The 24,850-nt window shown below is 57.2% G+C and carries 24 protein-coding genes; 14 read left to right on the top strand and 10 right to left on the bottom strand.

What is annotated here, in order from left to right:
- The first annotated feature begins 106 nt into the window (after positions 1-106).
- The 9 genes from corA (at position 107) to ATO67_RS10855 (ending at position 9,647) form a co-directional block, all read left to right on the top strand.
- Entirely contained in the window at positions 107-1,084 is a 978-nt protein-coding gene (gene corA / locus ATO67_RS10895; RefSeq protein ID WP_067648389.1) for a magnesium/cobalt transporter CorA, read from the top strand.
- Positions 1,085-1,177: 93 nt separating this feature from the next.
- Entirely contained in the window at positions 1,178-3,016 is a 1,839-nt protein-coding gene (locus tag ATO67_RS10890; RefSeq protein WP_245303968.1) for a potassium transporter Kup, read from the top strand.
- A gap of 149 nt (positions 3,017-3,165) precedes the next feature.
- Positions 3,166-4,335, top strand: coding sequence for a cell wall hydrolase (locus tag ATO67_RS10885; protein WP_067648383.1), 1,170 nt, complete (start codon positions 3,166-3,168; stop codon positions 4,333-4,335).
- A 270-nt stretch (positions 4,336-4,605) separates the two neighbouring features.
- Complete coding sequence (locus tag ATO67_RS10880; RefSeq protein WP_067648380.1) at positions 4,606-4,971, top strand: AtpZ/AtpI family protein; 366 nt, start codon at positions 4,606-4,608, stop codon at positions 4,969-4,971.
- A 67-nt stretch (positions 4,972-5,038) separates the two neighbouring features.
- A complete protein-coding gene (locus tag ATO67_RS10875) occupies positions 5,039-5,788 on the top strand; it encodes a F0F1 ATP synthase subunit A (protein WP_067648377.1) in 750 nt (249 codons plus the stop codon).
- 70 nt (positions 5,789-5,858) lie between these two features.
- Complete coding sequence (locus tag ATO67_RS10870) at positions 5,859-6,086, top strand: F0F1 ATP synthase subunit C (protein WP_027673924.1); 228 nt, start codon at positions 5,859-5,861, stop codon at positions 6,084-6,086.
- Positions 6,087-6,164: 78 nt separating this feature from the next.
- A complete protein-coding gene (locus ATO67_RS10865; RefSeq protein ID WP_067648374.1) occupies positions 6,165-6,803 on the top strand; it encodes a F0F1 ATP synthase subunit B in 639 nt (212 codons plus the stop codon).
- Position 6,804: 1 nt separating this feature from the next.
- Positions 6,805-7,290: a F0F1 ATP synthase subunit B gene (locus ATO67_RS10860; RefSeq protein WP_067648371.1), complete on the top strand. Its 486-nt coding sequence runs from the start codon at positions 6,805-6,807 to the stop codon at positions 7,288-7,290.
- A gap of 524 nt (positions 7,291-7,814) precedes the next feature.
- Entirely contained in the window at positions 7,815-9,647 is a 1,833-nt protein-coding gene (locus tag ATO67_RS10855) for a HAMP domain-containing methyl-accepting chemotaxis protein (protein ID WP_067648368.1), read from the top strand.
- Here the strand turns inward: ATO67_RS10855 and ATO67_RS10850 are convergent.
- Both ATO67_RS10850 and ATO67_RS10845 read right to left on the bottom strand, forming a co-directional pair.
- On the bottom strand, positions 9,644-10,306 hold the full coding sequence (locus ATO67_RS10850) for a ribonuclease HII (RefSeq protein WP_067648366.1): 663 nt from the start codon (positions 10,304-10,306) through the stop codon (positions 9,644-9,646). The genes ATO67_RS10855 and ATO67_RS10850 overlap by 4 nt on opposite strands.
- Positions 10,307-10,593: 287 nt before the next feature.
- Entirely contained in the window at positions 10,594-11,751 is a 1,158-nt protein-coding gene (locus ATO67_RS10845; RefSeq protein ID WP_067648364.1) for a PA0069 family radical SAM protein, read from the bottom strand.
- A gap of 202 nt (positions 11,752-11,953) precedes the next feature.
- On the opposite strand from ATO67_RS10845, the gene ATO67_RS10840 reads away from it, so the two are divergent.
- On the top strand, positions 11,954-12,472 hold the full coding sequence (locus ATO67_RS10840) for a glycosyltransferase family protein (protein ID WP_067648361.1): 519 nt from the start codon (positions 11,954-11,956) through the stop codon (positions 12,470-12,472).
- Here the strand turns inward: ATO67_RS10840 and moaB are convergent, their stop codons facing one another.
- From moaB to ATO67_RS10820, 4 genes are all read right to left on the bottom strand, one after another.
- Positions 12,473-13,018, bottom strand: coding sequence for a molybdenum cofactor biosynthesis protein B (moaB, locus tag ATO67_RS10835; protein WP_067648356.1), 546 nt, complete (start codon positions 13,016-13,018; stop codon positions 12,473-12,475).
- Positions 13,015-13,905: a 4-(cytidine 5'-diphospho)-2-C-methyl-D-erythritol kinase gene (locus ATO67_RS10830; RefSeq protein ID WP_067648353.1), complete on the bottom strand. Its 891-nt coding sequence runs from the start codon at positions 13,903-13,905 to the stop codon at positions 13,015-13,017. The genes moaB and ATO67_RS10830 overlap by 4 nt, the downstream gene beginning before the upstream one ends.
- A 6-nt stretch (positions 13,906-13,911) precedes the next feature.
- Entirely contained in the window at positions 13,912-15,750 is a 1,839-nt protein-coding gene (locus ATO67_RS10825; RefSeq protein WP_067649017.1) for a tetratricopeptide repeat protein, read from the bottom strand.
- Positions 15,751-16,012: 262 nt separating this feature from the next.
- A complete protein-coding gene (locus ATO67_RS10820) occupies positions 16,013-17,029 on the bottom strand; it encodes a polyprenyl synthetase family protein (protein ID WP_067649014.1) in 1,017 nt (338 codons plus the stop codon).
- 116 nt (positions 17,030-17,145) lie between these two features.
- On the opposite strand from ATO67_RS10820, the gene ATO67_RS10815 reads away from it, so the two are divergent.
- The 4 genes from ATO67_RS10815 (at position 17,146) to ATO67_RS10800 (ending at position 19,350) form a co-directional block, all read left to right on the top strand.
- Positions 17,146-17,376 carry a putative signal transducing protein gene (locus ATO67_RS10815; protein WP_067648352.1) on the top strand — a complete coding sequence of 77 codons (231 nt, stop codon included), beginning with the start codon at positions 17,146-17,148 and terminating at the stop codon, positions 17,374-17,376.
- Positions 17,377-17,382: 6 nt separating this feature from the next.
- Entirely contained in the window at positions 17,383-18,177 is a 795-nt protein-coding gene (locus ATO67_RS10810) for a tRNA1(Val) (adenine(37)-N6)-methyltransferase (RefSeq protein ID WP_067648349.1), read from the top strand.
- A gap of 106 nt (positions 18,178-18,283) precedes the next feature.
- Positions 18,284-19,141 (top strand): S49 family peptidase, encoded by an 858-nt coding sequence (locus ATO67_RS10805; RefSeq protein ID WP_067648347.1) that lies wholly within the window; start codon positions 18,284-18,286, stop codon positions 19,139-19,141.
- 14 nt (positions 19,142-19,155) lie between these two features.
- A complete protein-coding gene (locus ATO67_RS10800; RefSeq protein ID WP_067648344.1) occupies positions 19,156-19,350 on the top strand; it encodes a hypothetical protein in 195 nt (64 codons plus the stop codon).
- A 19-nt stretch (positions 19,351-19,369) separates the two neighbouring features.
- Here the strand turns inward: ATO67_RS10800 and ATO67_RS10795 are convergent, their stop codons facing one another.
- The 4 genes from ATO67_RS10795 to ATO67_RS10780 all read right to left on the bottom strand — a co-directional run bounded on the left by ATO67_RS10795 (position 19,370) and on the right by ATO67_RS10780 (position 24,205).
- Positions 19,370-21,286, bottom strand: coding sequence for a DUF2207 domain-containing protein (locus ATO67_RS10795; RefSeq protein ID WP_067648341.1), 1,917 nt, complete (start codon positions 21,284-21,286; stop codon positions 19,370-19,372).
- A 20-nt stretch (positions 21,287-21,306) separates the two neighbouring features.
- Entirely contained in the window at positions 21,307-22,569 is a 1,263-nt protein-coding gene (gene aroA / locus ATO67_RS10790) for a 3-phosphoshikimate 1-carboxyvinyltransferase (protein ID WP_067648338.1), read from the bottom strand.
- A gap of 42 nt (positions 22,570-22,611) precedes the next feature.
- A complete protein-coding gene (locus ATO67_RS10785; protein WP_067648336.1) occupies positions 22,612-23,163 on the bottom strand; it encodes a LemA family protein in 552 nt (183 codons plus the stop codon).
- A gap of 85 nt (positions 23,164-23,248) precedes the next feature.
- Positions 23,249-24,205: a glycine--tRNA ligase subunit alpha gene (locus ATO67_RS10780; protein WP_067649011.1), complete on the bottom strand. Its 957-nt coding sequence runs from the start codon at positions 24,203-24,205 to the stop codon at positions 23,249-23,251.
- Between the last annotated feature and the right edge of the window lie 645 nt (positions 24,206-24,850).

Raw genomic sequence — 24,850 nt, 5'->3', positions numbered from 1 at the left:
GGCCGCGCCGTTTGATCCGCCGTCCATCCGGACGTTTGCGGAAGCCACACATGATGTGTTAGAGCAGCCTACCGGCATTTGTCGGTGTGCTGACCGGAGAAACTGATTGATCAAAGCCTATCGCTCGAATTGCGAGGCAATCAGCCTGTCGGCGGACCAATCGGTCACGCAGATTTCGGACGATATTGTCTGGATCGACCTGATCAACCCTGACAGGGCCGAAGAAACTCTCGTCGAAAAAGCGCTTGGCGTCGAGTTGCCGACCCGCGAGGATTTGAAGGACATCGAGCCGTCCAGCCGCCTCTACACGGAAGAGGGCAATGTTTTCATGACCGGTTCGCTGGTATGGAACGCAAATTCCAACGATCCCCGGCTGACGGACGTCGCCTTTATTCTGGCAGGCAACCGGCTCGTTACCATTCGTTATGCGGAACCGAAGTCCTTCAACCTCTTCACTGCTGCCATCACACGTGTGCCGCATGAAATGCGCAGCGGTGCTGCCCTTCTGTTGAAACTGCTCGAAACCATCGTGGATCGCACCGCAGAAATTCTCGAAAATTCCGTCGTTGGCATCGATACGGTCGCGGCTGGTATTTTTGGAGAGCAGGCGCGCAGCAAACGCAAGGCGCCGCGCTATCTCGAAGACAAGATCGCAGATATCTCCGCTTATCACCGGCTGATATCGAAGGTGCGTGACAGTCTGGCATCGCTGGCTCGCCTGCAATCGTTTCTACAGGCAACACCCAACGTGCAGCAGGACAAGGAAGCCAAGGAAACGGGCCGCTCCATCGGCCGCGATATTCAGTCTCTGTCTGAGCACGCCTCGTTTATCTCCGGCAATCTGACCTTTCTGCTGGATGCGGCGCTTGGCATCATCAATGTCGAGCAGAACGCAATCATCAAGATTTTCTCCATCGCGTCGGTCGTTTTTCTGCCGCCAACACTCGTGGCATCCGTTTACGGAATGAACTTTAACGTCATGCCGGAGTTGCAGTGGTCCTATGGCTATCCTCTGGCAGTCGTCGTCATGCTTGTATCGGCAATAATTCCGTTCATTTTTTTCCGCTGGAAGGGCTGGCTCTAACCGGTCAGAATCACAATGTCTCATACCTTGGATAAGGAAGACCTCGGCAAGCCGGAAGCGGATGATCACCGCCTCAAGGGCTTGTTCGCGGCCATGCTGGGCTCTATCGGTGTCGTCTATGGCGACATCGGCACCAGCCCGCTCTATGCCTTTCGCGAAGCACTGAAACCGATTTCACATGACGGCATCACCGAGGCTGAGGTCATCGGTCTCATATCGCTGATGATCTGGGCGCTGACCATCATCGTCACCATCAAGTACATCTGTTTTCTGCTTCGGGCGGATAATGATGGCGAAGGCGGCACATTGTCGCTGCTGGCGCTTTTGATGAAATCGGCTGGTAGCAAGCGCGGTGTGCTGATCATGCTGGGGCTCATCGGAGCCGCACTCTTCATGGGTGACGCCATGATCACGCCAGCGCTTTCCGTGCTGTCAGCGGTGGAGGGTCTGAAACTCGTCACGCCAGAGATGGATTCCTTTATCATCCCCATCTCCGTCGTCATTCTTGTCGGTCTGTTTGCCATCCAGTCCCATGGCACTGAAGTCGTTGCAAAGTTCTTCGGCCCCATTACAGCCGTCTGGTTTCTGGTTATGGGTCTCGTCGGATTCCTGCATATTTCGGATGACTACAGAATCCTCTATGCTTTCAATCCATACCATGCCGTCGAATTTCTGCTGGCCGAGGGGTTTTACGGCATCGTCGTTCTCGGCGCTGTCTTCCTGACGATCACCGGTGCCGAAGCCCTCTATGCGGATTTGGGGCATTTTGGCCGTAGACCCATTCAATGGGCGTGGTTCGTGCTGGTCTTTCCCGCTCTCACACTCAATTATCTCGGTCAGGGCGCGCTGGTTCTCAAAGACACGGCCGCAATGTCCAATCCGTTTTATCTGATGTTCCCGCAATGGGCGCTGCTTCCCGCCGTCATTCTGGCGACAGCCGCCACCATCATCGCCAGTCAGGCGGTTATCACAGGTGCCTTCTCGCTCGTGCGTCAGGCCATCCACCTCGGTTATCTGCCGCGGATGGAAATCCTCTTCACGTCTGAGACCAATACGGGGCAGATTTACCTGCCTTCGGTCAACACTGTTCTGTTGTTCGGCGTCGTTGCGCTGGTGTTGACGTTCAAGAGTTCGGACGCACTGGCCACCGCCTACGGCATCTCCGTGACCGGCGCGATGGTTGTTACCAGCCTGTTGTTCTTCCAATTTGCCCGCAGTCACTGGAAGTGGTCGAAGTCTCTGGCCATGCTGGTGATCTTCCCGTTCATTTCGCTTGAACTCATCTTCCTCGGTGCCAACCTGTTGAAGATCCACGATGGCGGTTACGTACCGGTGTTGTTGGCCATGGCTTTCGTCATCATCATGATGACATGGCAGCGCGGATCGAAAATCCTGTTTGCGAAAACCCGCCGCACCGACGTGCCGCTGAAAGCCTTCGTAGCCTCGGTCGAAAAGGAAAGCTCGCATGCCCCTGTGCGTATTCCCGGCACAGCCATCTTCCTCACGGGCGACCCTGAAACGGCACCTGCGGCGTTGCTGCACAATCTCAAACACAATCACGTTCTGCACGACAAGAACGTCATCCTGACGATCCGCACCGAAGACACGCCCCGTATCCACCCGGACAAGCGTTACACGATCACCAAGATCAGCGAACGTTTCGTGGTTGTCGAGCTTCACTTCGGTTTCATGGAAACCCAGAACGTCACACAGGCCTTGGGCTATCTGCGCCGCACCGGTTACAAGTTCGATATCATGTCCACGTCGTTCTATCTGGGCAGACGCAAACTGGTGCCTGACCCCAAATCCGGCATGCCGGGCTGGCAGAACCGTCTGTTCATCGCCCTTGCGGAAACCTCGGCAGACCCGTCTGATTACTTCAGACTTCCGGCCAACCGCGTGGTGGAACTCGGTTCACACGTGGTGATCTAAAACCGTCACTTTTCTGACGACACGGCTTTTTCGTTATCGCCACACGTTAACGTGAAGGCATTTGGGTCTGGCCCGTTAACCAAGCATCAAGGTTAATGAGAGATTATTCGGCTGTGTAGCAGTGTGTTGCGTTGTCCGGAGTACTGGTTTTGCGTTCAAAGAAAGTATCGCGTCGCGGGTTCTTCTTCTCGTTTGAGAAATGGACATCGCCTGTTGTCTTCGGCCTTGCCGCCTGGCTTGCCTTTCCCTCCTTCGCCGCACGCGCCGATCTGGCGTCCCTCCTGGCAGGGCTCGATGCCGGGGGTGAGCAGTGGCGAATGGTCCTGACCAATTCTCCTGCGGGTTCGGTTCACAGCGCCTCACTGGCATTCAACGACGCCGATGCGGCGCCAGCGCTCAACGGGGCAGGGATGATTACACCCGATGGCCGCAAGGTCGCCTTTGTCACGGGTAAGAACGGCAAGGAAACCACGCCGGACAGCGACCGCGTCAACCGCGCCGCCAAGAAGGGTCGCGTTGTCTCCTCGGAGGTCATGCAGCCGCCGAAAGCGTTCACTGCGGGATCGGTTCTGCAACGCACCAGCATGCTGGATGTCGAACCGATGAAGCGGAAAGATCGCACCGCTTTCGTCAAGCCGAAGAAGAGCAATGACATCGAGCTTGCCTCCTTCTATTTCCGCCGTGATGAAACCAAGACCGAGAAAAGCGTTTCGCCTATGGTGGCGGAACTGATCACCAATCGCTCCGCCGATATACTGGCAACCGCCTACGCGCCGCCAGAACCGGATTTCGCGCGCGAATCGCCCTTCGACGCTATCCTCAAAAAGCCCGACGCCGGACGCTTCGTTCCGCAGATATCTGCCGACGACCACGCCTGGGCGGCGACGCCGCTGCCAGCGGAAGTGTTTTCAGCAGCCGAGCAGCAATGCCTGGCATCCGGCATTTACTTCGAGGCGCGGGGCGAATCGGTCAAGGGTCAGGCCGCCGTCGCGCAGGTCATTCTCAACCGTGTCCGCAACCCGTCCTATCCCAAAACCATCTGCGGCGTGGTCTATCAGAACAAGGACTGGCGCAATCGCTGCCAGTTTTCCTTCGCCTGCGACAATATCAAGGACCGGATCAACTCCGAGCGTCACTGGAAAATGGCGAGAGAAGTTGCCATCGCAACCTCGGCTGGCAAGATATGGTTGAACGAAGTCGGTTCTGCCACCCACTATCATGCCGTTTACGTCCGCCCAGCCTGGGGGAAGTCCATGAAAAAGGTGGGTAGAATCGGTTTGCACGTCTTCTACCGGACCTATGGCGGTGGATGGAGCTGATATTTCGGGCTTTTTACCGGGATAAGAGTATCAAAATTGCCGATTCCACGGCCTAACGACGTCACGAATTTGCGAAAATTAGCCAAGCCTTTGTTTTCATGATGTAATTTTGTACATTGTGAACCACCTTCTGTGCCTTGACTAGCGAAGTCCCTAAAACTATGTTGCGCCCGACTTCAGAGCGGGCTGGAACATGCTCAAAGCCCTGCCGTTTACAACTCCAAAGAGTTCTGGCACGACCGGAATGGAGCAAAAAGGCAGGATTTGAAAATGACCGGCAACCGTAACGATAGTCTGGAAGAGCGCCGCAAGCACCTGGCCGATGAGTTGGCCAAGGTGAAGTCGGATGACGAGGCAGAGAGACGAAGCGAGCAGAATGCGCAGGAGAGCCGAAAAGGCTTTGCACTTGCGATCAAGCTGTCTTCAGAATTCATCTCTGCCATCATCGTTGGCGCCATGCTGGGCTATCTTCTGGACTATTTTGTGGGCACGTCACCGTGGGGGATGATCGTTCTTCTTCTTCTCGGATTTTGTGCTGGCGTATTGAACGTTCTGCGTTCTGCCGGAGTGGTGGCAAAGCCGCCGCTTCTCGAAGGTGGGCTGGGACAAGACAAGAGTGGAAAGCAGGGCGATTGATATCGCTGCTCTCCATATGAGACGTTAAAGTGTCGCCTTTCGCGGCAAAAGGTAAAGAGGGCATACGTTGGCAAACGATCCGACCCATCAGTTCATGGTTACGCCGATCATCCCGATTGAGATCGGCGGCGTCGATTTTTCGTTCACCAATGCGTCTCTGTTCATGGTCGCAACGGTCGCAGCAGCGTCCGGTTTCCTGTATTTCGCAACGTCGAACCGCGGTCTGATCCCAACCCGCATGCAGTCCGTTGCTGAAATGTCCTACGAATTCATCGCTTCGATGCTGCGCGAAGGCGCCGGCAAAAAGGGCATGGTGTTCTTTCCGTTCGTGTTCTCCTTGTTCATGTTCGTATTGACAGCCAACCTTCTCGGCATGTTCCCGTATTTCTTCACCGTCACCAGCCAGATCATCGTGACATTTGCGCTGTCGTGCCTCGTTATCGGAACCGTCGTCGTATACGGCTTCTACAAACATGGTCTGAAATTCCTCGGAATTTTTGCGCCGACGGGTGTACCGGCGGTTCTTCTGCCGCTTGTGTCGTCCATTGAAATCATTTCCTTCCTGTCGCGTCCTATCAGTCTTTCCGTTCGTCTTTTCGCGAACATGCTGGCAGGTCACATCACGTTGAAGGTTTTCTCGGGCTTCGTCGCTTCCATGGGTGCCTTGGGCGCACTTGGTATCGGTGGCGCAATCCTGCCCCTCATCATGACGGTCGCAATGACCGGTCTGGAATTTCTCGTCGCCTTCCTGCAGGCATACGTCTTCGCGGTACTGACTTGCATGTACCTGAACGACGCCGTGCATGGCGGTCACTGAGAAGTAAAGTCGCTGACCCCAAGATCGGGTGTCAAACATAGCCGCAAACAACCATTCTAAGGAGCTTAACATGGAAGCGGAAGCAGCAAAGTACATCGGCGCAGGTCTCGCATGCCTCGGCATGGCTGGTACGTCCCTCGCTCTCGGCCGTATCTTCGGCGATTTCTTGTCGGGCGCACTGCGCAACCCGTCTGCCGCTGACAGCCAGTTCGGCCGTCTGGTATTCGGCTTCGCCGTTACGGAAGCTCTGGGCATCTTCTCGCTGCTCGTGGCTCTCCTTCTCCTGTTCGCTGTCTAATATCGGCATCAGGTATGGATCACGGCTCGCAGCAGCGTGCCGTGATCCTTCGCATTTGCACTACCCCTGGAGGTGAGCATGTTCGTGACCGAGGCTTTGGCCCAGTCAGCACCGGCGACAAGTGAAACGAATACCGGAACTCCGGCTGTCGGTCAGACCGCTCCGGAAGCAACGCATACGGAAACGGGAGTGGCACATGATGCCGGTCACGGATCTCCTGTGTTCCCACCGTTCGATCAGTCCACTTACGCATCCCAGCTTCTTTGGCTGGCCATTACGTTCGGCCTTTTCTACGTGCTCATGAAAAAGGTCATCGTGCCACGTGTCGGCGGTATTCTTGAAGACCGTCACGGCCGTATCGCACAGGATCTCGATGAAGCGTCCCGGCTGAAGGCCGAAGCTGACGCTGCTATCGAAACATATGAAAAAGAACTTGCCGCTGCTCGCGCCAAGGCTGGCTCCATTGCCGCCGCCGCCCGCGATGCTGCGAAGGTCAAGGCTGATGCCGACCGTGCCGCAATCGCAGCTGAGTTGACCCAGAAGGTGAACGCTGCCGAGGCACGGATCCAGACCATCAAGCAGCAGGCATTCGCCGATGTCGGTGCCATTGCTGAAGAAACAGCAACTGCGATTGTCGATCAGTTGATCGGCACCAAGGTCACAGATGCAGATGCCAGAGCAGCCGTTGCCGCCGCATCCGCAGTGAAGGAGGTTTGATATGGCGTTTGATGCAACATTTTTCGCACTCGTCGGCCTCGTTCTCTTCTTTGTTCTGATTGCCTACCTGAAGGTGCCAGGCATGTTGGCAAGTTCGCTCGATGAGCGGGCGGGCAACATCAAGGAAGAACTGGCGGAAGCCAAGCGTCTGCGTGAAGAAGCCCAGCACCTGCTGGCCGAATATCAGCGCAAGCGCAAGGAAGCAGAAGCAGACGCAGCCAACATCATTGCGGCTGCCGAACGTGAAGCCGCAGCCCTGACGGCAGAGGCCAAGGTAAAGACGGAAGAATTCGTCGCCCGCCGCAATGCTCTGTCGGAGCAGAAGATCAAGCAAGCCGAAACCGACGCCATCAGCGCCGTTCGCTCTGCTGCTGTCGATCTTGCCATCGCCGCATCTGAAAAGCTGATCGCTGAGAAGACGACAGCCGCTACCAAAGCCGGTCTTTTCAACAACGCTGTTGGCGAGGTCAAGGCGCGTTTGAATTGATCATACGAAGCCTGACGCATTAAAGCGTCTGTCGTAGATAAGTATGAGACCCCTGCCGAGAAATCGGTGGGGGTTTTTCTCATTTGTAGCTTACGTCGAAGGAATGGATTTAAGCCCGCACTTAGATACCAGATGCAACAACTTGGTTTGGACCTCAGAGTTTGCCTGTGCGGGTAAGATAGGAAGCTATCATTTTGTATAACTTTTAACAGTGCGGAGTAGATGTGTCTGGATGATGCGAGATAAGGTTGCATATTTCCAATGATATTGACCATCAAGACAAGAAATCCACTCGATCTGGACTATTAAAACTGCACATCGTCAATTGTTCAAATATTAATAAAATTTCAACTATGATGATGGAATATATCTATCACGGTATAGTATGAAATGCCTTGATACTCGGGAAGCTTCAATTTTCCAGTTCCGGCTAACTCTCAACCGTCTGAAATATTCTGTGCATGCGAATTTTTATCCAGCAGACATTTGAAGCGGTCGGACCATTCCGCGACGGGAGATTATTCATGAAGATATCCATAGGTGTTGTTCTTGCCGGTCTGTCTGGTATCATGTTGCTCGTCGCAGGCGTGCAGGGAAGTTTTTCGATTTCCTCCCTGAACCAGATCAGATCCGGGATCGACACGATCGTCGGTGAACGTGTTCCTGCTTTCATTCTGCTCGGCAGATTGAATGGCGAAGTCGGTAATATCCGAAATGCGCAGAGCTCCATCGTCAGTTCGACGCCAGACAGCCGGGCGCAATTCGAGACGCAGATGCAAGCTGCGCGGACGGCGCTGGATGCTGAATTCCGTGAATATCAAGGGTACCTTGTAGACGAGGCAGACAAGACGCATTTTGCTACCTTCGCAGAAAAATGGAAATTGTCCGAAGCGCGCTGGAGCGAGGTTGAGGCATCCCTGAAAAGCGGGAAGCCGGAAGAAGCACGATCGAAATTTGTGGGCGAGGCCTTGGCTGCGTACAACGACGCGAAATTGGCTCTCCAGAGCGCAGTCGACGACATGGAGAGTGATGTCAGAGCTGAGGGTGATACCACAACGCAGATCTCAGAATCTGCCGTCTTGCTCAACTACATCTCGCTTGGCATTGCTCTTGCAATTGGAACATGCGCGGCTTTATTTGGAAACTTCCATCTTGCAAGACCATTGGTGCGGATGACTGATCTCATGCGGCGCCTGTCCGATGGCGATACCAACATCACCATTCCGGCCCGTGAACGTAAAGATGAGATCGGTGCAATGGCGCAAGCTGTTGAGGTATTCCGCCTTGGTGCAATCGACAACAAGCGCTTGGAAGCGCAAGCGGAAAGTGATCGTAGACAGACCGAGATTGACCGATTGGCGGCGCAGGAGAAGGCAGAGGCCGATGCGAACGAGCGACTGAGAGCGGCGACATCCGGATTGGCGGATGGGTTGAAGCGCCTGGCCGCCGGTGATCTCGCGTTTCAGATCAATGATGTCTTTGCGCCGGATTTCGAATCGCTACGACACGATTTCAACCGCTCGCTCAAGCAGTTGGGTGGCACGCTGTCTGAAATCTCGCTTTCCATCGAAACGATGAATGACGGAACACGTGAGATCGCCCATGGCTCGGTGGATCTTTCCAAACGAACAGAACAGCAAGCGGCGACGCTGGAAGAAACAGCGGCAGCTCTGGACCAGATCACCGTCAATGTCGCCAGTTCCACGAAACGGGTCCAGGAGGCCCGTGGCGCTGCCACCGAAGCCAACCGTGCCGCAAAGCTGTCAGGAGACGTGGTTGCGACCGCAGTGGATGCCATGCAGCGGATCGAGCAATCATCAGGGCAGATTTCCAACATCATTGTCGTGATCGACGAGATTGCTTTCCAGACCAATCTTCTGGCTTTGAACGCAGGTGTAGAAGCTGCGCGTGCCGGGGAGGCGGGTAAGGGCTTTGCAGTGGTCGCGCAGGAGGTTCGTGAACTGGCGCAGCGTTCGGCAAAAGCCGCCAAGGAAATCAAGGAACTGATCAGCAAGTCGTCGGTAGAAGTCGAGAATGGCGTCAGTCTCGTGCGCCAGACAGGTGATGCTCTGAAGACCATCGAAAGCCATGTGACCGTGATGAACGAACACATGGGTGCGATTGCCACCTCGGCTCAGGAGCAGGCCACAGGCCTCGCCGAGTTGAACACCGCCGTCAACCAGATGGATCAGACGACTCAGCAAAATGCTGCGATGGTCGAAGAAACGACGTCCGCTACGTCGGCTCTTGCCAGCGAAAGCGACAAGCTGCGCACATTGTTGCAAAAATTCCAACTCGCCGCGAACCCATCACAAGGCCGGGATCATGGTTCCTATGAGATGAGACGCGCCAGCTAAGCACCTGCATCTACTCTCATCGGACGAAAGCTCATCCGATGAAGCGGGCAGGGGCCGTTTGCCTCAATAGCGCGCAAATGCGCTGGCGTTCCATACCCTGCATGTGATTCGAAGCCATAGGCCGGATGTAACAATCCGGCCTTTTCCATCATCCGGTCTCTGGTAACCTTGGCGATGATCGACGCGGCAGCAATGGACACCGAGCGACCGTCGCCTTTGATGACAGCCTTTGCTGCACAGGAAAGACCGGGAGGGATATCGCGCCCATCTGCCAGCACGATGGCGGGAGCGACGTGAAGTCCCAGCACAGCCCGGCGCATCGCATCCAGGCTTGCGCGCAAGATGTTCATGCGGTCGATCAGAACAGGGCCGGACGAGGCAACTGATACGATGGAGGTTTGAAGAATTTTCTCGAACAGAACTTCCCGACGCGCTTTTGAAAGCTTCTTTGAATCATCCAGGCCATCGGGAATATTGTCGGGGTCCAGAATAACCGCGGCTGCAACAACGGGACCGGCCAGAGGGCCACGTCCCGCCTCATCCGTTCCTGCTACCGGCCATTGACCGCGCCTTTTCGCTTCAAGTTCCAGACTGAAATCCGGGCCACTATCGAGCATGTCAAAAAGTGCGGGAGAATCGGATGCTGTGCGTTGCTTCATGCGGCAGAAACTCGCACAGGCAACCGATCTCCCGCAAGCCCCCGGTCGCAGCGTGTTTGCAACAGCCAAGGGGCGGTGGCTGTTAACACGAGGTCTCATGACCTCTGAGCTCTTTCAATTGGGGCAAAAGAGCTGAACGCATGCGAAGCGGCAGATTACCGGGGGCATAACCCGTAGCGCAGGGCATAGACGCTACGGATATTCTCGCGCATCAGGCCAATGGCGTGATGCAATTTTGTCTTCACGTGTGTCGCGATCGTTCAGTCGAACGACGGCACGCCCGTGTGCTACAGAAGTGAGAGCTGCACGCCTGCACCTCCTGGCGCTATGAACAGATCGTCGCGAAGCTGAATGCCGCGTCGGATCAGGCCAAGCCTCTTGGTCGCCATCTCGAAGCGGCGGCCAATCTGCCAGGCGTAAGGACCTGCCCCCTTCATACGCTTGCCAAATTCAGCATCGTAATCCTTGCCATCCCGCATGGAACGCACCAGCGACATGACATGCTGGTAACGATGCGGGTAGTTGCGCAGCAGCCATTCCCGAAACAACGGGCTGACTTCCAGCGGCAGGCGAAGCAGGACATAAGATGCCTCGGTCGCCCCCGCTGCCTTTCCGGCCTCCAGCACCCGCTCGATTTCATGGTCGTTCAGCGCAGGAATGACGGGTGCCATCATCACCGCAGTTGGAATGCCTGCATCCGTCAGCGTCTTTATTGCCTCCAGCCGCTTGGTGGGTGTTGCCGCGCGCGGTTCCATGCTGCGCGCCAGCTTCCGGTCGAGTGTCGTCACCGATATACCGACTTTCACCAGACCCTTGGCCGCCATAGGACCCAGAATGTCGATGTCGCGGGTGATCAAGCCGGACTTGGTGACGATGGCGACAGGGTGCTCGGCCTTGGCCAACACTTCGAGGATTTGGCGCATGATGCGCCATTCCCGCTCGATCGGCTGGTAGGGGTCGGTATTGGTGCCGATGGCGATCACCCGCGCCTTGTATCCCGGCTTGGCCAGTTCCCGTTCCAGAAGCTTTGCGGCATCGGGCTTGGCAAACAGCTTGGCCTCGAAATCCAGACCTGCTGAAAGCCCCATATAGCTGTGGGTTGGCCTTGCGAAACAATAGATGCAGCCATGCTCACAGCCGCGATAGGGATTGATGGATCGGTCGAAGGGGATATCCGGCGAATCGTTGCGGGTAATGATGCTTCGCGGTTTTTCCACCTGAACCTCGGTGCGGAACTCCGGCAATTCCTCGATGATCTGCCAGCCATCGTCGACAGGCTCGTGCTGCAACGTCTCGAAACGCCCACCGGGATTGATGCCCGCACCACGCCCACGACGGCGGTCGATCTCGATCCGCAGGCCGGATGCATCGGCCAGCGCATTGGCAATATCTGGCGTGTGGCCCGGCTGGAATGCAGCCTGCCCGGAAAGCACATGTTGTCTCATCTGGATGCTCCTGACCGGTATGAACCGGCTTGGTGGATGCACCGATTCTTAAACCACGAATGAGAACAATACAAGAACAAAATGATAAAACGGGTGATAGCAATTTCTTTTGCGTTGCGGTAGAAATTTTATCGATGAAATGTTGTGGCTGCGCGGGCTTTGCTATTTTATCCATCATGAGGGATCACACGCTGATAGACATATGCTGACAGTCATCATGGAATGCCGGGATCAGGAGCCGGAGCTTGCTCATACCCTTTCCACGCTCGTTTCAGGTGCCGTGGAGGGGCTGATCAGTGACGTCATCGTGTTGGATCACGCCTCCAGCGACGGCTCGGAGCGTGTGGCCGAGGCCGCGGGCTGCCGGTTTCATACGGAATGGGACATCAGGGATATTATCGGCTCGGCACGCGGCGAGTGGATATTGATGATGGAGCCGGGCAGCCGCCCGCAAAGCGGCTGGATCGCTGACATCAGCGAATATACGGCGCTGAGCAAGATGCCGGCACGTTTTGCTCCCTCGCGCCACTACCGCCCATCGTTTCTGTCGCGTTTCATCCGGCGCAGACCGCCGCTGGAATATGGCCTGTTGCTGACCAAGCAGGAAGCGCTGTCGGTCGCCAGATCAAGCATGCCGCTCGATCATTTCCCCAAATCACAGAAAACCCGTCGGCTGAGTGCAGAGCTCATACCCTCATGGGTGCTGCGCGCGGCGCGCTAGTCACCCCTGCGCCTTGCCGCGCTTCAAGTGCTCATCCAGACGCGGCATGATTTCCACGAAATTGCAGGGCATGTGTCGGTAATCCAGCTGCGCCTTCAGGATTCCATCCCACGCATCCTTGCAGGCGCCGGGAGAGCCGGGCAGCACGAAGATGAAGGTGGAGTTGATAAGCCCAGCCGTCGCCCGCGACTGGATGGTGGACGTGTTGATCTTGTCATAGGAGATGCGGTGAAAAACGGCAGAAAAGCCGTCCATCCGTTTCTCGAACAAAGGCTCCAGCGCGTCCGGCGTCACATCCCGTCCGGTAAAACCCGTGCCGCCGGTGGTGATAACGACGTCTATCTCCTCGGACAGCGTCCAGCCCTGCACCTGTGCCTGAATGGCTGCCTTGTCATCTGCCACGATGGCGCGGTCCACCAAAAGATGACCAGCATCGGCAATGCGAGCGACGAGTGTATCGCCCGATTTGTCGTCCGCCAGCGTGCGCGTGTCGGAGACGGTCAGAACCGCAATGCCGACGGGAATAAAGGTTCGCTCAGCATTCATCTTGGCAGCCCATCTATGGTTTTTGTTGCCTGAACATACCAGCCGGGACGCTGTTGGCGAAGGCGGGCAGCGGCAGATTGCGCATTTTCCATCGTGTCGAAAAGCCCAAAACAGGTCGCACCGGAACCGGACATGCGAACCAGTTCCGCGCCGGCCTCTGACAGCAGGGTGGAAGCCTCGCCGATCTCTGTCAAAACCGCCCGCGCCGGCGGCTCGAGATCATTGCGGCTTTTGCCGATGAAGGCCATCCATGGTTCATCGCCCCGCTGCCCGAGAGGAGGATTGTTCTTGTTTGCCAGGCGCCTGAAAATCTCCGGCGTCGACACAGCCTTCAACGGATTGACGAGAACAAGGTTCAGCACGGGCATATTATCAATCATCTCGATGTCTTCGCCAATACCACGCGCCATCAGCGGTTGGCTGGCAAGGCACATCGGCACGTCTGCACCCAGTTTAAGGGCGATCTCGGCGAGTTTGGCGGGCGCTAGTGCGAGTTCCCAGTGGCGGCACAGGCCGCGCAAGGTGGCTGCCGCATCCGCCGACCCGCCGCCGATACCCGATGAAACGGGCAGGTTTTTCTCAAGATGGATGGCAACCGGCAGGCATTCCATTCCGCATGCCTGACGCAGAAGATCCCGTGCCTTCAGCACGAGGTTGTGTCCAGCATCGTCCCGGGTGAGAATGTCGGAGAAGGGGCCGGACATGGAAAACCCATCTTCTGCCGCGTCTTGAATGTGGATGACATCGCCTGCCTCGGTGAAGGTCACCAGCGTTTCCAGCAGATGATAACCATCTGCCCGCTGACCTGTCACATGCAGAGCGAGATTGATCTTGGCGGGAGCGGCCTCTGTCGTTTTGACCGCTCCGCTAGGCTCATGCGCAGGCATAATGCATCAGGACTTCTTGTCCGGCGCTGGCGTTGGAGCCACTGGCGGCGGTGGTGCCTGCTCCTTCTTGGCGGTGTTTTCCGCTTCCTTTTCCAGCGGAGGCAGGCCGTTGGCGATCTTTTCCTTCACCTTGGCCTTGTCGACATCGTCGCTATCGCCGATGAGAGCCCGGTTCCACTGGTAAACAGCTTCGATCTTGCGGCCTACGCGCCAGTAGGCATCGCCCAGATGGTCGTTGATGGTCGGGTCTCCAGCGCGCAACTCGATAGCCCGCTCCAGCTCCGTCACCGACTCATCGAACGCGCCAAGGCGGAAATGCGCCCAGCCAAGCGAATCGACGATGTAGCCATCATTCGGACGAAGCTCCACGGCACGGCGGATCATGTCGATCCCCTCATCGAGGTTCATATTCTTGTCGACCCAGGAATAACCAAGATAGTTCAAGACCTGCGGCTGTTCAGGGTTCAGCTCCAAGGCGCGTTTGAAATTCGGCTCGGCCTTGTCCCACTGCTTCAACCGCTCATAGGCAATAGCGCGCTGGAAGAAGATGGTCCAGTCGCTCTTCTTCGGCACGGCACCGATGACTTCGACGGCCTTGTCGTAATTGGCGGCCATCGCGGCGTAGTCCTTGGCGTCTGAAAGGACCGAGCCATAGGCGAGATAGGAGCGGATATCCGTAGGGTCGGATTCTAGCAGGGATTTGAGGTGCTTGCGCGCCTCTTCCACCTTGTCGGTTTGTGCCAGCGTCAGGCCAAGCTGCAATTCGGAGATGCGGTGCATCGGCGAATCCAGCGGGACTTCGCGGTAGAACGCAATGGCACGGTCCGGCTGCTTCTGAGCTTCGGCAAGTCCGCCCAGCAGAATCAGCGTATCGGCGCTTTTCGGGTCCAGCGCACGAGATGTCTGGAGATAGAGCGTCACGATTTCTTCCGCACCTTCGCGGTTCAGCGCACCGGCAATGGAAAACATCACAGAAGCCGCGCCTTCGGTTGCGGTCTCGACCTGCTGAAGCGGCTTTTCACCCTTTTCAATGCTCTGGCGCAACGCCTTCAGCGGCGCATAATTTGGCGCGAATGTATCGCCAACGGCAATGGTGTCGAGCGCCTTCTGCTTGTTGCCAGCTTTGGCTTCCAGCCGCGCCAGCGCCATCACGGCGCGCATATAGGTATCGGTCGCGGTCGCGCCACCTTCGCGGTCAGCCACGGCGTCGTTCAGGCTTTTGCGGGCGGCTTCGGTATTACCGGTAACCAGCGCGATGGCACCGGCGTGGTATTTCTGGAAGATCGAGATCCAGCCTGGTCCCTTCATCCCATTGACCAGCGCCAAGGCTTCCTTGCCTTTGCCAGCGCCGGCGCGAGCCCATGCGGTCAGCAACGTGTTGACCATGCGGTCCAGATCGTTGGGGCCGGTATATTTCAGGATTTTTTCCGCAGCGGAAAATTCCTTGTGCTTGATGGCTGCCAGCGCGCGAATAATCGTCGTGACGCGCTCCACGGACGAATCGTTCTTCAACGAATCGGCAATCTTGGCGCCAGCTTCGAAATCGCCGCTCAACAGTTGAGCGATCATCAGGCGTTGGCGGATTTCCACGTTTGCGGTGTCGAATTCCAGCGCTTTTTGGTAAAGCGTGATGGCGGTGGCAAAATCCTGATCCACATCCGCTGTGCGCGCTGCCAGAAACGCGCCGGAGAAGGTGTTGACCTTTGCGGGATCGAAAATGACGGCTTCCTGTACCTTTTCGTCAGGCTTGGTCTCGGCAAAGGCGGCGGTCGGGCCAGCACTGATTGAGAGAGCGGCAATAAAAGCCGCGCCGCAGAAAAGACGAAATGCTGGTTTGCGCCGCATGAAGGAACCTTTGCTTTTGTGCATATGCACCGAAATTTCCGCTGCTGCCTTACAGTTCGGCGCACGCAGATGCACCTTGACCCTGTAATGCTTGAACTGGATTGTACTGTCCGAACCGAAAACGATTCAGGCGATGACGCACCACGTCACGATAGAATGGCTTTTTTGAAGCAAGCCCGCAAGAAATTCTGCTTGTTATTTCGGACTCGTGAGATGTCGGCATCACGAAACGCTTAGGTGGTTTCGCGATGAATGGAAGCCTTCAGTTCACCCGGTCGATGCAGAAGTCGATCACTTCCATCAGTGCGTTTTTCCAGGGGCTTTGCGGCAATGGGGCAAGCGCGTCACGGGCAATGGTGCCATAATGGTTGGCGCGGGTGATAGTGTCCGCAAGGCCATTATATTTCCGGATGAGGCCAAGCGCCGTCTCCAGATTTTCATCGGTGCTATCGCCGTTTTCAATCGCCCGCTTCCAGAATGCGCGCTCCTCCACCGTGCCGCGCCGGTAGGAGAGAATAACGGGAAGCGTGATCTTGCCTTCACGGAAATCATCGCCGGTGTTCTTGCCCAGATCGGCCGATTTACCGCCATAATCCAACACATCGTCCACCAGTTGGAAGGCGAGACCGAGATTCATGCCGTAGGATTTCAGCGCGCTGCGGGTAGCCTTGTCGGTTTTGGCAACGATGGGGCCTACTTCGGCAGCAGCAGCGAAAAGCGCTGCCGTCTTGGCGCGAATGACCTGAAGGTAATCGTCTTCGGTCGTTTCCATGTTCTTGGCGACGGACAGCTGAAGAACTTCGCCCTCTGCAATCACCGATGCCGCCGTGGACAGCACATCCAGCGCATCCAGCGAACCCACTTCCACCATCATGCGGAATGCCTGACCGAGAAGAAAGTCACCCACCAGAACGCTGGCCTGATTGCCCCAGATGGTGCGGGCCGTGGATTTACCGCGGCGCAGATCGCTTTCATCAACAACATCGTCATGCAGCAGGGTGGCGGTGTGCATGAACTCCACACTGGTCGCCAGCTTGATGTGATGGTCGCCCTTGTAATCGAACATGGCGGCGGATGCGAGGGTCAGCATGGGGCGCAGGCGCTTTCCACCTGATGAAATCAGGTGGTTGGCCACTTCGGGTATCATCTGGACATCTGAACCGGCCTTGGAGAGAATAAGCTGGTTCACTCTTTCCATGTCAGGACGTGTCAGGTCGACAAGCGGCTTGACGGATGCGAGTTTGTTTTTGCTTTCTTCAAGCGGTATGACGACGCCCAACGGTCCGGACTCCTGTTCACTATCGGGGCCGACAATAGAAAGCGTCGATGGAAGCGGCAAGGGGCGAATTGCCTCACACCCTTCAAAAAGATGGGATTTAACGTGGAAACTGACCTATGCGTGAGCTGATCCGTACAAACGATGCTGTTCTTCTGTCCTTCTCGGAGAGCCTCATGAAAGACGCTGGCATCCACTGCCTCATTGCCGATCAGGGAATGAGCATTCTGGAAGGTTCTCTCGGGCTTCTTCCGCGCCGTTTGCTGGTGGAGGAAGATCGGGGCGACGAGGCACGCCAAATTCTGACCGATGCCGGACTTGCCGACGAGCTTCGCGACGACGAGGCTTGAAAACCCATGGCAGCCACCGTTTCCGAAACAGTCGATGCGTTTCATCGCGGCCGCTTCCAGATTTTGCAGCCAAAGGGCAGGGGACACAGGGCTGGTATGGACGCCATGCTGTTGGCCTCTCTGGTCGCCGATGAAACCCCGTGCCGCGTGGCCGATCTGGGTGCGGGTGCCGGTGCCGCAGGCATGGCGGTGGCCTCTCGTCTGGAAAAGGCTGATGTTACCCTGTTCGAGTTTTCGTCGGAAATGGTCGATTTTGCGCATCGAAGCCTGCTGCTTGCTGCAAATGCGGCGTTAGCAAATCGTATCCGCGTCAAACAGGCAGACGTTACCCTGCGAGCCGATGCCCGCAGGGAGGCGGGGCTGCTGGACAACCATTTCCACCACGTCATCATGAACCCGCCCTATAACGACGCAAGCGACCGTAAAACGCCCGACGTATTGAAGGCCGCAGCCCATGCCATGACGGACGATCTGTTCGAAAATTGGCTGAGAACCGCCGCGGCCATCCTGGTTCCAGGCGGCCAACTTTCCCTCATCGCCCGCCCCCAATCCATAGCCGATATCATCACCGCCTGTGGTCGCCGCTTCGGCGGCCTTGAAATTACCCTCATCCACCCAAGATCAGGCGAAGACGCGGTACGAATGCTCGTCACAGCCATCAAAGGCTCTCGCGCAAGGCTTACATTTCGCGCGCCGCTGACCATGCATGCCGATGACAGCCACGCGTTTTTGCAGGCGGTAGATGATTTGAGCAATGGGCGTTTTGGCTATCGGCGCAATGATGCGCGGAATCGGACCTAGGGGAAACGGCCAACCACCACCTCACCAAATTATCACCGCCCCGGCCCATTGTCTTTGCCCCAGCCATACCCACATCGGTTCACATAGGAATGACGATGAGGATAAAATGGCCGGATTTTTGAAACGACTGGTGCCGAAGCGGTTTCGCAAGACGGAGCTGATTATTCCCGTGGTGCGTATGCACGGGGCGATCATGGCAGGCGGCAGTCAATTTCGTCCGGCGCTCAATCTCGCCTCATACGCTCCCTTGCTGGACAAGGCTTTCGGCATGAAGGAAGCGCCCGTCGTCGCCATCACGCTGAATTCTCCCGGCGGCTCCCCGGTCCAGTCGCGGATGATCTACAATCGCATTCGCCAGTTGGCCGAAGAAAAGAACAAGAAAGTTCTGATTTTCGTAGAGGACGTTGCGGCATCCGGCGGTTACATGATTGCGCTGGCGGGCGATGAGATCATTGCCGACCCGACCTCCATCGTCGGCTCCATCGGGGTCGTCTCGGGCGGCTTCGGTTTTCCTGAAATGTTGAAGAAGATCGGTGTCGAACGACGCGTCTATACAGCAGGCCAGAACAAGGCGATCCTCGATCCCTTCCAGCCGGAAAAAGAAGGCGATATCGAATATCTGAAGTCGCTCCAGCTCGAAATCCATAATGTTTTCATCGATATGGTCAAGCTGCGCCGTGGCTCGAAGCTGAAGGACGATCCGGCGCTCTTCTCCGGCCTGTTCTGGACGGGCATGCGTGGCCTTGATCTCGGGCTCATCGATGGTCTGGGCGATATGCGCGATGTGCTGCGCCGTCGTTATGGCGACAAGGTCAAGCTTCAACTGGTCAGCGGCGCGCGCAATTTCGTCGGCAAGAAACTGCCGGGCGTCGATCTTCACGCACAGTCAATCGCTGCATCCGCCGCTTCGGGGCTTGCGGAGGTGGCGGAAGAAAAGGCATTGTGGGCGCGTTACGGATTTTGATGGACAAACGATAGATGGCCCAATTGATAACGCTCGCCCTGCTCATGTTCGGGGCGATCATTCTTTACAAACGTTTCGTCGGCGATGCGCGGAAACTGTCGGAGAAAACCAAACGACAGGAAAAAGAACGCGAAACAGGTGCCACCGGTACGCTGATCAAAGATCCGACGACCGGTGAATACCGCGTCAAGAAGGAAGACGAGGTCTGACCAGACCTCAAGTGGCTGTTCACCAGCCGCCCCCTCCACCACCACCGCCACCAGACCCCGACGAACCGCCGCCACCGGAAAAGCTTGACGAAGACGAGCTCACCGGTGCCGGTATCGTCGAGGCGATGGTCGATGCCATGGTTGAGGAGAAGCCGCCGATGCGGGTTCCGAAATTGCTGTAGTTACCGCTGTACCAGCCGGGCGAATATTCTCCCGCTTGAGCACTCGCCAGCCACGTCTCGAATGTCTCGCTCCACGGTTTTTCGACGCCTAGCGCGACAGCGTAGGGCAGCAGTTTCTCGAAATGTTGCGGAGACATGGCGGGCGCATCCTGCATGTTCATCCGGTCTTTTTCGGCAACGGTTAGATAGAGGCGTAGCCCTTCGATCCCATCCATCAGCTTGCGCCCCAGCGGTGTCGGAGCACCCATGAGGAACAGGAAAAGTACGTTGATAAGAACGATCAGGCCGATAGCCGCGACCGCCAGAGATCCGGAATCATGGGTGTGGTCGAGAAACACCGATGCCAGAAGGCCTGCAATCATGGTAAAACCGATAAAGCCTGCAACGGCCATGAAGAAAATACTGCCGATACGCGACAGTAGGGATTTACCGCTTTTGCGCATCTTTCCGAAGATCGTTGCGCCAATGGCAAAAAACACCGCCGTCATCACCAGCGTGATGACGCCACCAATCTCGTTCTCATCGAAATTACCGGTGATCAGCGCAGCCAGTATGATCGTGATGCTCAGCATCAACCCGCCGACGATGTAGGCGAAATTGCTGCGATAATATTTGCCGCGATGTTCCTTTTCGATGGCCGCGCGAAAGTCGTCGCCCGCCTTCTGAACCTTCACGCCATTCGCCTTGTTGATGGTCAGGCTATCGCCCGGCGCGCCGATGGAGGACAGCAGCGTGCGCTGGCCAACGGGCAGGCTGTCCTCGATCTTTTTGTCGGTGCGGCGGATGACGATGGATGTCTCCAAATCCTCCAGCACCACATAGCCTTTGACAGCAAGATCGAGCGCAGTGGCCGAAATCGCCGTCCAGCCCGCGCCGGAAAAGCCTCTGTTGTCGATATAGTTGACCAGCGCTGGGGATACGCCCTCCGGCGGGTCCCAGCGCGGCACGATGAGGCCTTCAGCCGGGTCGCGGCCAACCGCTGCCCAGGCATTGTAATAATAGGCGATGACGACGAGCAGGCCGATGCCGGAAATCAGCAGACCCAGATGGTCCTGCAACCACCAACTCCGTTCCTGCGCAGCCGTCGGCGCGTCGATGACACCCTTCGGCAGCTTCACCGCAATCGTCATGCCTTCGCCCTGATAGAAGGGGCGCGTCGAGGCGAAGAACACCTCGTTGCCCTCGGTCATGATGCGGGCATCCTTGCCCGTCGCGCCGAGCTTTCCGGTAAAGACGGCGGTGTCGGTCGGCGTCATGTTTTCAGGCAGGGAAATGGTGGCCGAGATGTCGCGCATCGGAAACTGCCAGCCATTGCCGGTCACGTTCCAGGTCAGCTCGTCATAACCATCGAAATAGCGGATCTGCCGGTCAGTGGTGTAGGTGATCTGGAAAACATGATCGCCATCGGCCAAAAAGCGGTCGGCATTGCCGGTATAGATGCGGATGCCGCCATCGATGCTTTCGGTGCGCCAGTCCTCGGGCGAACCATCCCGCTCCACGGATAAAACACCGAAGCCGACCTTGGTGCGGCTGCCGTTCTTGTCCAGCGCATAAAGCGGAAAATCACGGAAAATGCCGCGCTTGATCCGGTCGCCTTCGGAGCGGGCCGTGATCGTTTCCGTGACTGTCAGCTGGCCGCTTTTGGCGACATCCACCACGGAGTGATAGGAGCTGATGAACTCTTCGGCCGCAGCGGGAAGAGCCGCCAGCATGAAGACGAAAAGTGCGAGACATCTTGCCGCAATGGTCTTCACGGTCGGCCCTTTCTGGCGTTTCAGTCCTGTCCGGTTTCGTTGTATTCCACACCCAGTGAACCAAGAGCTTTCCAGTAACCGGGATAGGTCTTGCCCACGCAAACAGGGTTCTGAATGGCGATGCCACCAGTTTTCAGGCCCGCCAGCGCAAAGCTCATGGCAATGCGGTGGTCGTGGAACGTGTCGATCGAGGCAGACACTGTCTGTCCCGCCAGTGCCGGATCGGCATGCACGATCAGATCGTCGCCGTCTTCTTCCGCCAGCCCTTCGCGGATACCATTGAGGCCGAGAGACAGCGCCCGGATACGGTCGCACTCCTTCACCCGCAGATTGGCAATGCCCACGAAACGCACCGGCGTGGTGTTGTAAGCGGCCAGCACCGCAATCGTCGGAATGGCATCCTGCATCTGGCTGCCATCGATCTCGGCAGGCAGGTTGGGAAACTGCGCCATCACGGCATAGGCCTTGGCATCCGGCTGTGTGAAGGCATCCGCAGGTGTGCCTATATCGATCTGGCCGCCCGTCAGCAGCTCCGCGCCCCAAAGATAGGTGGCGGCGGAGGCATCCGGCTCGATGTGGAAATCCGTGGCCTTGTAGCCTGTCGGATGCACGCGCCAGATGGCGTTGCTCACCCGCTCCACCGTCGCGCCGAAGGCTTCCATGGCCGACACGGTCAGGTCGATATAACCCTTCGCGCCAATATCCTCACCCGCCAGAATGATGTCCAGCGGCTTTGCTCCGCAGGGTGCGGCCATCAGAAGGGCCGAGACATACTGGCTAGAAAGATTGGCGTCGATGGTGACGCTGTCCCTGGTGAAACCCTGTCCGTTGCCCTTCACCGTCACCGGCGGGCAGCCCGTTGCCGCGTCCGCGTCGATGCCGAGTGCGTTCAGCGCCTCCACCAGCGGCTGGATCGGCCGCTTGCGCATATGCTCGTCACCATCGACAACAACAGTGCCATCAACCGAGGCAACCGCTGCCGTCAGAAACCGCGTGGCGGTACCTGCATTGCCAAGGAAAAGCGGCTTGGCCGGTGCCGTCAACACGCCCCTGCTTTCCACCACGAAGCTCGTCGCATCCGGCTCGGTCACATCAACGCCCATGGCGCGCAGCGCTTCCGCCATATACAGCGTGTCGTCGCTTTTCAGCGCGCCGGTCAGCGTGCTTTTACCCTTGGCGAGACCGGCCAGCAGCAACACGCGGTTGGTGATGGATTTGGAACCGGGCGGCTCCACCTTGCCGGAAAGAGGATGGTTTGGCGGGGTGATGGTCAGTTCGATCATGGTTCTATCAATTTCTCCCAGCAAAAATGCTGGTTCTCGACATCAGAATTTAACAGTGGGAACGGCGCGGTCCGCTTCGTTGGTGATCTCGAAAAACGGCGCTTTGGTAAAGCCGAAATTGCGCGCCACGAGGTTGGAGGGAAAGCTCTCCACCTTGACGTTCAGATCACGCGCCGAACCGTTATAATAGCGGCGAGACATCTGGATTTCGCCTTCGATGGTTTCCAGCGATGCCTGCAATTCCAGAAAACCCTGATTGGCCTTGAGATCGGGATAGGCTTCCGCCAGCGCAAACAACTTGCCCAGCGCCTGGCTCAAAAGCCCTTCCGCCTGCGCACGCCCCTCGACATCACCCGCTGGCACGGCTTGAGCGCGGTTGCGCATGGCAACAACTTCCTCAAACGTGCTTCTCTCGTGGGCTGCGTAGCCCTTCACGGTTTCGATGAGGTTGGGAATAAGGTCGGCGCGGCGCTTCAACTGCACGTCGATGCCCGACCATGCCTCTTCCTTCATCTGCCGCGCGGTGACGAGACCGTTATAGATGAAGACGACATAGATGGCGATTGCCGCGATAATTGCCAGTGCGATATACATGTCCCAGTCCCCCTCATGAAACCTTATGGTCTGGCCGAACGATAGTCGTTCCGGCCCGCCATGTCATCGCCTGTCAAACAACACGTCAGGCCGCGTTTTTATTCCAGTTCGCACCGCCCGCATCCGTCATCAGAAAGGCCTCGCCGCAAGCCTTGGACAGTGTGCGAACGCGCAGGATATAGCTCTGTCGCTCGGTCACGGAAGTCACGCCGCGCGCGTCCAGCAGGTTGAAAACATGGGATGCCTTGATGCATTGGTCATAGGCCGGAAACACGCATTTGTGCAGGACATGATTGGCGTTCTCCCCGGGCGCACCTGCGTCCAGCAGCGCCTTGCATTCCTTTTCCGCATCGATGAAGTGGCGGTGAAGCATGGCGGTGTCGGCATATTCGAAGTTGTGACGCGAATATTCCTGTTCGGCCTGTAGAAAAACATCGCCATAGGAAATCTTCTCGTCGCCCTCGCGACCGTTGTAATTCAGGTCGTAGACATTATCCACGCCCTGCACATACATGGCCAGCCGCTCGAGACCATAGGTCAACTCACCCGCAACAGGGGAGCATTCGATGCCGCAGACCTGCTGGAAATAGGTGAACTGCGACACTTCCATGCCGTCGCACCAGCACTCCCAGCCCAGACCCCAGGCGCCCAGCGTCGGGCTTTCCCAGTCGTCTTCCACAAAGCGCACATCGTGCAGCAGCGGGTCGAGACCGATGGCCTTCAGCGAGCCGAGATAGAGTTCCTGCAAATTGGAAGGGTTGGGCTTCAGAATGACCTGATACTGGTAATAATGCTGCAACCGGTTCGGGTTCTCGCCATAGCGACCGTCGGATGGACGGCGCGATGGCTGCACATAGGCGGCCTTCCACGGCTTCGGTCCCAGCGCCCGCAATGTGGTGGCCGGGTGAAACGTACCCGCGCCCACTTCCATGTCATACGGCTGCAAAACCGCGCAGCCCTTGTCGGCCCAGTAATTGTGCAGCGTCAGAATCAGCGCCTGAAAGGAACGCTTCGGGTTCATATGGTCTGGAACGTCGGTCATTGCAGTCATCACGGCCATCGATTGTTGTCGGTAAGTGCCCACTTACTCTGGATGCGGACAGGTGCCACGGGGAAGGGTTGCGGGTCAAGAACTTCTGTGTGGGTGAGGGTGCGGCGGATGCTTCGAGGGCGCCGCGCACCACTTCAGCATGAGGTCGGCGTATGCCGCTCACCCCCCCTCTGTCCTGCCGGACATCTCCCCCTCAGGTGGGGAGATCGGTAAAAGGCACGCTCACTGCTCCAATCGTAGCCGTCAGAGGGATGCACCGGCAAAACATGCTGTCGTCCCCGCCGCACCCTTCAAGATGTCCGGTGAGCCTGCCCCCAGCCAATCTCCCCACCTGAGGGGGAGATGCCCGGCAGGGCAGAGGGGGGTGAGCGGCACATTCGAACACCCAAAACAAAAATACTTCCCAACCAAATCAATCCCTTAACCGAAATCCCGCAAAAACATCAAAATCCTCCCGCAGTTTTCTCCACCTCCCGCGAATCACCCGCACAATCACCCCGTTCCGCCCTCGGATACACCGCAAGGCGTTGCGGCGAGGCGGGACCGGCGCTGGTGATAAGGAGGTTACGCATCCTCTCTGTCACCGGGGTCCGGCAGCAATCCCCCCGGCGGCAACGGGAGGAGGAGGACACCGGT

Source organism: Agrobacterium bohemicum, from assembly GCF_001562555.1.
Classification (GTDB): domain Bacteria; phylum Pseudomonadota; class Alphaproteobacteria; order Rhizobiales; family Rhizobiaceae; genus Agrobacterium; species Agrobacterium bohemicum.
This window is presented reverse-complemented; position numbering and strand designations above follow the sequence as displayed.

Coding starts and splice junctions, on each gene's coding strand:
- ATO67_RS10860 (WP_067648371.1), top strand. CDS start 6,805: ATGGCGTTTGATGCAACATTTTTCGCACTCGTCGGCCTCGTTCTCTTC.
- ATO67_RS10780 (WP_067649011.1), bottom strand. CDS start 24,205: ATGACCGACGTTCCAGACCATATGAACCCGAAGCGTTCCTTTCAGGCG.
- ATO67_RS10840 (WP_067648361.1), top strand. CDS start 11,954: ATGCTGACAGTCATCATGGAATGCCGGGATCAGGAGCCGGAGCTTGCT.
- ATO67_RS10845 (WP_067648364.1), bottom strand. CDS start 11,751: ATGAGACAACATGTGCTTTCCGGGCAGGCTGCATTCCAGCCGGGCCAC.
- ATO67_RS10805 (WP_067648347.1), top strand. CDS start 18,284: ATGGCCGGATTTTTGAAACGACTGGTGCCGAAGCGGTTTCGCAAGACG.
- ATO67_RS10785 (WP_067648336.1), bottom strand. CDS start 23,163: ATGTATATCGCACTGGCAATTATCGCGGCAATCGCCATCTATGTCGTC.
- ATO67_RS10890 (WP_245303968.1), top strand. CDS start 1,178: ATGCTGGGCTCTATCGGTGTCGTCTATGGCGACATCGGCACCAGCCCG.
- moaB (WP_067648356.1), bottom strand. CDS start 13,018: ATGAATGCTGAGCGAACCTTTATTCCCGTCGGCATTGCGGTTCTGACC.
- aroA (WP_067648338.1), bottom strand. CDS start 22,569: ATGATCGAACTGACCATCACCCCGCCAAACCATCCTCTTTCCGGCAAG.
- ATO67_RS10870 (WP_027673924.1), top strand. CDS start 5,859: ATGGAAGCGGAAGCAGCAAAGTACATCGGCGCAGGTCTCGCATGCCTC.
- ATO67_RS10810 (WP_067648349.1), top strand. CDS start 17,383: ATGGCAGCCACCGTTTCCGAAACAGTCGATGCGTTTCATCGCGGCCGC.
- ATO67_RS10815 (WP_067648352.1), top strand. CDS start 17,146: ATGCGTGAGCTGATCCGTACAAACGATGCTGTTCTTCTGTCCTTCTCG.
- ATO67_RS10800 (WP_067648344.1), top strand. CDS start 19,156: ATGGCCCAATTGATAACGCTCGCCCTGCTCATGTTCGGGGCGATCATT.
- ATO67_RS10865 (WP_067648374.1), top strand. CDS start 6,165: ATGTTCGTGACCGAGGCTTTGGCCCAGTCAGCACCGGCGACAAGTGAA.
- ATO67_RS10855 (WP_067648368.1), top strand. CDS start 7,815: ATGAAGATATCCATAGGTGTTGTTCTTGCCGGTCTGTCTGGTATCATG.
- ATO67_RS10880 (WP_067648380.1), top strand. CDS start 4,606: ATGACCGGCAACCGTAACGATAGTCTGGAAGAGCGCCGCAAGCACCTG.
- ATO67_RS10825 (WP_067649017.1), bottom strand. CDS start 15,750: ATGCGGCGCAAACCAGCATTTCGTCTTTTCTGCGGCGCGGCTTTTATT.
- ATO67_RS10850 (WP_067648366.1), bottom strand. CDS start 10,306: ATGAAGCAACGCACAGCATCCGATTCTCCCGCACTTTTTGACATGCTC.
- ATO67_RS10830 (WP_067648353.1), bottom strand. CDS start 13,905: ATGCCTGCGCATGAGCCTAGCGGAGCGGTCAAAACGACAGAGGCCGCT.